General features: G+C 70.3%; 8 protein-coding genes and 2 pseudogenes. 3 read left to right on the top strand and 7 right to left on the bottom strand.

Features of this window, described 5'->3' with window-relative positions; translation table 11 throughout:
• A pseudogene (locus ACFWUY_RS18575) lies at positions 1–81 on the top strand (MerR family transcriptional regulator); the annotation flags it as partial.
• A gap of 1,178 nt (positions 82–1,259) precedes the next feature.
• On the opposite strand, the gene ACFWUY_RS18570 reads toward ACFWUY_RS18575, so the two are convergent.
• The 5 genes and pseudogenes from ACFWUY_RS18570 to ACFWUY_RS18550 form a co-directional block, all read right to left on the bottom strand.
• Entirely contained in the window at positions 1,260–1,997 is a 738-nt protein-coding gene (locus ACFWUY_RS18570; RefSeq protein ID WP_384108876.1) for a DUF4839 domain-containing protein, read from the bottom strand.
• A gap of 135 nt (positions 1,998–2,132) precedes the next feature.
• Positions 2,133–2,231: pseudogene (locus ACFWUY_RS18565) on the bottom strand (IS5/IS1182 family transposase); the annotation flags it as partial.
• 373 nt (positions 2,232–2,604) lie between these two features.
• Positions 2,605–2,778: a hypothetical protein gene (locus ACFWUY_RS18560; RefSeq protein WP_384108834.1), complete on the bottom strand. Its 174-nt coding sequence runs from the start codon at positions 2,776–2,778 to the stop codon at positions 2,605–2,607.
• A gap of 79 nt (positions 2,779–2,857) precedes the next feature.
• The gene (locus tag ACFWUY_RS18555; RefSeq protein ID WP_384108831.1) at positions 2,858–3,166 is read right to left on the bottom strand and encodes a hypothetical protein; all 309 of its coding nucleotides are present in this window, start codon (positions 3,164–3,166) and stop codon (positions 2,858–2,860) included.
• Positions 3,167–3,329: 163 nt separating this feature from the next.
• The gene (locus ACFWUY_RS18550; RefSeq protein WP_384108828.1) at positions 3,330–3,650 is read right to left on the bottom strand and encodes a hypothetical protein; all 321 of its coding nucleotides are present in this window, start codon (positions 3,648–3,650) and stop codon (positions 3,330–3,332) included.
• A gap of 361 nt (positions 3,651–4,011) precedes the next feature.
• Between ACFWUY_RS18550 and ACFWUY_RS18545 the strand changes: the two genes are divergently transcribed.
• A complete protein-coding gene (locus ACFWUY_RS18545; RefSeq protein WP_384108873.1) occupies positions 4,012–4,905 on the top strand; it encodes a PhzF family phenazine biosynthesis protein in 894 nt (297 codons plus the stop codon).
• Between the two features lie 120 nt (positions 4,906–5,025).
• Here the strand turns inward: ACFWUY_RS18545 and ACFWUY_RS18540 are convergent, their stop codons facing one another.
• Together ACFWUY_RS18540 and ACFWUY_RS18535 are read right to left on the bottom strand one after the other, a co-directional pair.
• Entirely contained in the window at positions 5,026–5,283 is a 258-nt protein-coding gene (locus ACFWUY_RS18540; RefSeq protein ID WP_384108825.1) for a hypothetical protein, read from the bottom strand.
• On the bottom strand, positions 5,280–5,618 hold the full coding sequence (locus ACFWUY_RS18535) for a DUF6247 family protein (protein ID WP_384108822.1): 339 nt from the start codon (positions 5,616–5,618) through the stop codon (positions 5,280–5,282). The genes ACFWUY_RS18540 and ACFWUY_RS18535 overlap by 4 nt, the downstream gene beginning before the upstream one ends.
• An 87-nt stretch (positions 5,619–5,705) precedes the next feature.
• On the opposite strand from ACFWUY_RS18535, the gene ACFWUY_RS18530 reads away from it, so the two are divergent.
• Positions 5,706–6,503, top strand: coding sequence for an SGNH/GDSL hydrolase family protein (locus ACFWUY_RS18530; protein WP_384108819.1), 798 nt, complete (start codon positions 5,706–5,708; stop codon positions 6,501–6,503).
• Positions 6,504–6,605 lie beyond the last annotated feature (102 nt).

Below are 6,605 nucleotides of genomic sequence, written 5' to 3'. Positions count from 1 at the left end.
GACCAGCTCGAGGAAGCCCAGCGCATCAACGCCGAATACCGCCGCGCCGCCGGGGCGGCCGACCCGCCGACCGCGGCCTGAGACGGTGCGCGCCCGTCGGCCATCGGCGGGCCCCGCGCACAGGAACACGACACCCTGATCGATGCGGCGGCGATCAGGGCGATCCCTCACTCGCCCACGCCGAGGTCTTCCCACCTGCCCCGCCTGTTCCGGAGGCTGGTTTTGCGCCCTTGTGGCCGGACATGGCGGTCCGTCACCTTCGGTAGCGACACCCGTGTCGATCGCGAGGGGGACCTGTTGGCCAATCCGACCGCACCCGCACCCCGACCCTTCACCCTCTGGACCGGCCGCGCGCTCCTGTACTGGGCACGGCTTCTCCAGCGCACGGTCGGCGTCCCGCGACCGCCGCCGAGCCCGCGTCGCCCGCCGGAACGCCGCGATGCGCGCCGCACACGAACGCGGCATCGACAGGGAGACGATCGCCCACGCGGTCGGTCTGAGCCAGACCCATGTCGGCCAGGCGCTCCGCGGGGTACCCACCGCCGAGTAACCGGCGGGTAGGCCGGCCGGCGGCGGAACCACCCCTGGGGGAGTGCTTCGTCGGCCCGCCCTCGCTCTCCGTCCGACCCGTGGACGAGCTCTCCCACGATCACCATCTCTGCCCCCCTGCGACGGACAGCCGATTCCGCGGCCGCCGCTGTGCGTGACGGCCACCCTGGTGGCCTGCGGCAACTCGGCGGTCCCGCAGTCTTCCTGCGGATCGACGACACCGGCCGTCAGGTGATGGAGACGGCACGGAAGGCGGCGCACGACCAGGGAATCCCCTGCTCCGTCCAAGGCGTTGGCGCCATGTTCCAGACCGTCTTCACCGCCGACGGCCGCCCCACCCCGCCACTACCGCGACCTGCTGCGCGTCGACCGGGCCCGGTCCCACGCCTTCCGACACGAACTCCTCAAACGCGGAGTCCACGCCAACGCCTTCCCACGGCCTGCTGGTTCGTCTCCGCCGCGGTCACGGACGACGACCTCGCGGCCACCTGCGAGGCCGTCGCGGAAGCGTTCAAAACCCTGTGGCGACAAACCCACGATCACCCCGCTGTACCTGAACTCGGGGAGGCGACGTCGGTATCCCGTCCTTCGGAGACGCTTCTCAGTAAAACGATCTACGGGAAGCCAAGTGACCCGCGAATCCGGAAATGATCACCATGGAGGGAATGGTCGGGCATGCTGGTCCGTGATGACGCGGCTGCCCACCTGGGCTACCGGGTTTCCGTCGAGACCGGTTCGAGGAAGAAGAGGCACTGCTTCGCGTTGAATTCGCGCACCTCGGCGACGAAGCGGAACTTATCGCCCGCGCGGACGGTGTCGGGGGTGTTCCGGCCGGTCAGTTTCAGGTTGAGGATGTTGACGTCCTCGTACTGGAAGGCCGGTCCGATCCCCGTGCTCGGTCCCTTGTCACCCGGGCCCAGGAGGAAGTCGTAGCGGGTGTCGTAGTCACCGTGGGGCGCCATATTCACGATCGAGCCGTCGAACGCGACCGTCTTGCCCTTGTACTTGGTCGCGAAGTCCAGGTTCGCGTTGTCGCACGAGTCCGGCGTCTTCAACAGCGCCGCGAACTCCGAGTTGTTCCGAGGCGTGATCACCTCAGCGGCAGCCGACCTGGCCGCTGTCGGGGCCGACGGTTCGGAGGGCTCCGCGCTCGCAGTGGCCGCCGCCGACTTGTTCGACTCGTCCTTGTTCCCGTCTCCGTCTCCGTCCTCGAGCGCCGCGGCCACGCCGATGACGATGGCCAGGATCACGAGGCCCCCGACCGCGGTGCCGATCAGGAACCGCGGCAGCGGTTTCTTCGGCCGGCGGAAGTCGAGGGTGGAGCGCACCATGCCCTGGGTCTGCTCCACGAGCTCCCAGCCGTCCTTCTGCATCTTCGAGATCACCAAGCCGTCGGTGCCGCGAACTGTCTGCACGGTTTTGTGCTCGTACTTGATCTCGTCGGCCATGTGGCTCCGCGCCCCCCCCGAATGAACTGCTCGTACCAACCGCCTCGCGAGCATAGGGGACTCTGCGAGGAACCCGGCATCACCGACGTCGCCCCGGGCCCCAAGCTCGCGACTCGGACCAAGGAGCACTCGGTCCCTGCCCCGACGCCCGAGCCGCCACGCGGACAGCGTCGGCTCGATCAACTCCCAGCGGGCATCGGACAGATCACTCGGATACGGACGTCGTGCAGTCATGCTTCCGGCGTACCGCCGCGGACCGAATGTGCCCAGGCGCACGGCAGCGGCAGTGGAAGCGCACGACCACGCAGAACGGGCATCCTGGGACGAGACAGGATCACGTCGCTTTCCGCCCCGTCCGCAACCTCACAAGCCCCGCAGGCATCGACGGCCTCCATGACCTCACCCGTACGTCCATACAGCGCCTCAAGAATCTGCCGATACGGGGACAGCGCAGGTGAAAACTACCTCTGCATGGTCTTCCATCTGCCGAACGTTCGGAAAGGCCCCGCCTTTGACGCGACGGGAACCTCTCCCGTCGCTGCCCAGCGGGGCCCCATGGCCGCAGCTACTCGGAATACACGGAATCGAGTGCTGTCGCGGCGTCGTGTCAGGAACGCCGTCTGACGCTCCGGCCGGCCCCGATGCCCGCCACCTGCAGGGCCAGGGCAGTCAGCCCGAGCAGCATCACGTTCGCCGAGGTGAACGCGTCGTTGGTGCTGATGTCCGCCGCGTTGATCAGGAAGGCGATGAAGAACAGCACCGCCGCAACTATGCCAAGCATGAACAGGCTCCTCTCGAAGGGTGCTGTCCGTATGCCCCCGCATCAGCCTTGTAAGCCGAGACGGCCGCTCACCGGCACGTCAGAGATCGCTGTCGATGCCGGTGACGGCCGGCGGCCCGAGCGGGGCGTCGGCTTCCGCGATTCCCGCCTCCCCCAGTGCGGCCGAGACGAGCCTCGTCGCGTCCAGTTTCGCCTCGTAACGGTCGGCGGCCTCGACCTCCAGCCGGATGGCGAACGTGCCGTCCTCGTTCAGCGTCAGCAGGTTCACGCCTTCGCTCTCGCTCACGTCTGTGTGCTGGGGGGCCAGCTTCCGTTCGAGGGCGGCGCGCTCGGAGTCGGTGATGCCCGAGGTGAACGTGCCGGGAACGGTGATGACGAAGGTGGTCATAGGGACTCCTCGCGTGGGACGGAGTGTGAGCGTCGTTCTGCTCCCTCATCCTCCGTGATGATCGTGCTCCGAAAGGCTTCTGACATGGCATCGGGCCGCGGTGAAAAGGTGGTGCGTCGAGGTACCGACCTCAGGCGCTCGTGTGGCGTGGAGCGGCTACGCGTCACGGGGCGGCGTGATACGTACGTGCGTGACCCAAGGCGGTGTGCCGTGTGCGTACGCGGCCAGGGGCGGCGTGATGCGCGGGCTTGGGGCCCGGGGCGGCCTGGAAGCGCCACAGCCAGACGGAGGTCGTGGCGAGCAGGCCGGCGAAAACCGCCAGGAGGAGAAGAGACACCCACATCTGCCGGCTTCCGGGATGGGTCCATCCGGTCCAGGCCGCGGCTGCCGCCCACAGCAGGGCACCGGCCGAGTAGAAGGCGCGAACCCGGCGCAGCTGCCGTGCGGCCCGCAAGGACATGAGGCGTTCAGTCTTCGTCGACATGCCCGCCCGTGTACCCCGATCCGCGCTGTCCATCAGCGGCGGCTGGGAGCTGTTCGGCCGATCATGAGGCCCGCTCTTGGGGCTGCCTGCAGCGCGCGGTGCAGGACTCGGTCGGTGCTGCTGCCCGCGAGGAGGCTTGTCCGAACCCAACAGGCCGGCCCGCCGTAGTCGCCGCGGCGGCCCAGGCGGCCCAGGTGCTGGTGTCCGGTGATCATTCGGCGTTGAGCAGACCGCCTGGCGCCGGCTGTCGCCGGCCGCACGGCACCGAACCGGTGACCGCGTGGAGGGCTGGGCGGGTACGGGATGTCGGCATGGTCCTTGAGCCGGGAATCAAGCCGAGGCCGTGTGCCGTTCCCCCGGCATGAACTCCGTACGGGTAACCCCCGAGGTCCTGCGTTACACCGCCTTCTCCGACGATCCCGAGGGAGGCAATCCCGCCGGAATCATCCTCGACGCCACGGGCCTCAGCGACGAGGAGATGCTGGCGACCGCCGCCGACGTCGGCTACAGCGAGAGCGCGTTCCTGACAGCAGCTCCGTCCGGCGAAGCGGGTTCCGGCGGAGCGTCGGACGCCGGGCGCGCGTACACCATCCGCTACTTCAGCCCCAAGGCGGAGGTGCCCTTCTGTGGGCACGCCACCGTCGCGACGGCCGTGGCCCTCGGTGAGCGCATCGGCCCCGGGGACCTGGTGTTCAGCACACCCGCCGGGATCGTGCCGGTCACCGTGACGCGGGAGGGCGGCGCGCTGCGGGCCACGCTCACCAGCGTCGAGCCGTACGTCGAGGAGATCGCGGCCGAGGACCTGGCCGAGGCACTCGCCGCCCTCGACTGGCCGGCCGGCGACCTCGATCCGGCATTTCCTCCCCGTGTCGCCTTCGCGGGCGCCCGCCATCTGATCCTGGCCGCCGCGACCCGCGAGCGCCTGGGCCTCCTGGCGTACGACTTCGCCCGCTTGGAGGCCCTGATGCACCGGCTGGACCTGACGACGGTGCAGTTGGTGTGGCGCGCCGATGCGGAGGTCTTCCACGTGCGCGACCCGTTCCCCGTGGGCGGGGTGGTGGAGGACCCGGCGACCGGGGCGGCGGCCGCCGCGTTGGGCGCGTACCTCCGCGAGCTCGGAATCGTGCCGGAGGCGACGGTTCTCACTCTTCATCAGGGTGAGGACATGGGACGCCCCGGTGTTCTGACAGTGGAACTGCGGGCGGGTGACCGGCGGATCAGGGTCAGCGGTGCGGGGGCCCGCATCCCGTCCTGATCCGAAAGGCGTCGGACTCCGACCGATCACGTCGACCGATCCGCGCCCTCACACGCACGCTGCTCGTCCCCGGCGGCCGCGCCGCGATGCCGGCCGGGGACGATGCTTCTTTGCGGGTGGCTACCCGATCCGGACGATGTCCGGTACGGACAGATGCCGGGTGAGACGGTTGATCACGCAGACGACGGACAGCTGCCCGATGGATGCGGCGCGCACGTCTTCGCCCTCGGGGTCGCCGGCGTTCCACTGCGGCCGGCCCCACGGGGAGCGCACCGCGATGTCGAGGGCGTCGCGGACCGTCCCCTTGGCTGGTGCGGAGAGCCCGGTGAGCGTCTTCGCGGCGGCCGGGGACAGCCGTACCGCCCAGTCGGCGGTCACCGACGGGCGCCGAAGACGTCGCCGAGGTCGACGAAGCCGGTCTCGTCCCGTCCGGAGCCCATGTACTCGTCGACGGCCGGAGCCGCGGCGAGGCGCAACTGCCAGATGCGCGCGATGTCGTGCGACGGGGTGAGGCTGAAGCTGGGGCGGGAGCCGTCAAGGACCTTGACCCGGTCCCGCTCGAAGGCGGGCACCCAGACATCGGCACGGCGGTCGGCGCGCAGCTGCACGAGAACCTCGGCGGGCGCGCCGGGGGGCGGGCGGACGGACAGGCGGGGCGCGAGGGCCGTCGGCGGTGCGACTGTGGGGTCCCACCTGTGTACGTCAGGCTCCATCTATTCATCGACATGACTACTCACTTTATTGAGTAGTATGCGCTTCCGGGTGCGGCACGCTGGTGCCGCGGGAGAGACGGACTGCGCATGAGCAACGGTCAGTACGTGCGATACGTCGCGCTGGGCGACAGCCAGACAGAGGGGGTCGGCGACGGCGACGACATCACCGGGCTGCGTGGCTTCGCGGACCGCCTCGCCGAACGGATCGCGGCGGTGAGCCCCGAGCTCCGGTACGCCAACCTGGCCGTCAGGGGCCGGCTCGCCGGACAGGTCCGCGCGGAGCAGCTCGGCCCCGCGCTCGCCCTCCGTCCCGATGTCGCCACGGTGATCGCCGGGGTCAACGACCTGCTGCGACCCCGGTTCGACCCGGACGAGACCGCTGCCCATGTGGAGGCCATGTTCGCCGCGCTCACCGGTGCGGGTGCACGCGTCGCGACCGTCACGTTCCCCGACATCGCCCGTATCGCGCCTGTCGCGCGCCCCGTCGCACCCCGGATCGCAGCCCTCAACGACCGCATACGGCTGGCGGCGGCCCGGCACGGCGTCGCCCTCGCCGAGACCTCTCCGCACGCCGCCGCCACCGATCCGCGTCTCTGGGCCGCGGACCGACTGCATGCGAGCTCGCTGGGACACGACCGGATCTCCGCCGCCCTCGCGCACGCGCTCGACCTGCCGGGCAGCGACGACTCGTGGACCAGGGAAGTGGCGCCCGACACGGCCGGGACCGCCGGCGCGGTACGTACGGCAGCCGCCGAACTGCGCTGGGCCGCCGGGTTCCTCGGCCCCTGGGTGCTCCGACGCCTGCGCGGCCGTTCCTCCGGCGACGGCCGCGCCGCCCGGCGCCCGGAGCTGCTGCCGGTGAGGATGCCGCCGACCAGCCTCTGAACAACAAGAGTGCCGCGTGGTCGTACCGCGACGATCACGGTCAAGCCGAGGGGGGTGTTCCCTTCCGGCGGGGCGGCGCATGGCGCTCGGCCGAGCCAGCAC

The sequence above is a fragment of the Streptomyces sp. NPDC058664 genome, assembly GCF_042716635.1.
Taxonomy (GTDB): Bacteria; Actinomycetota; Actinomycetes; order Streptomycetales; family Streptomycetaceae; genus Streptomyces.
This window is presented reverse-complemented; position numbering and strand designations above follow the sequence as displayed.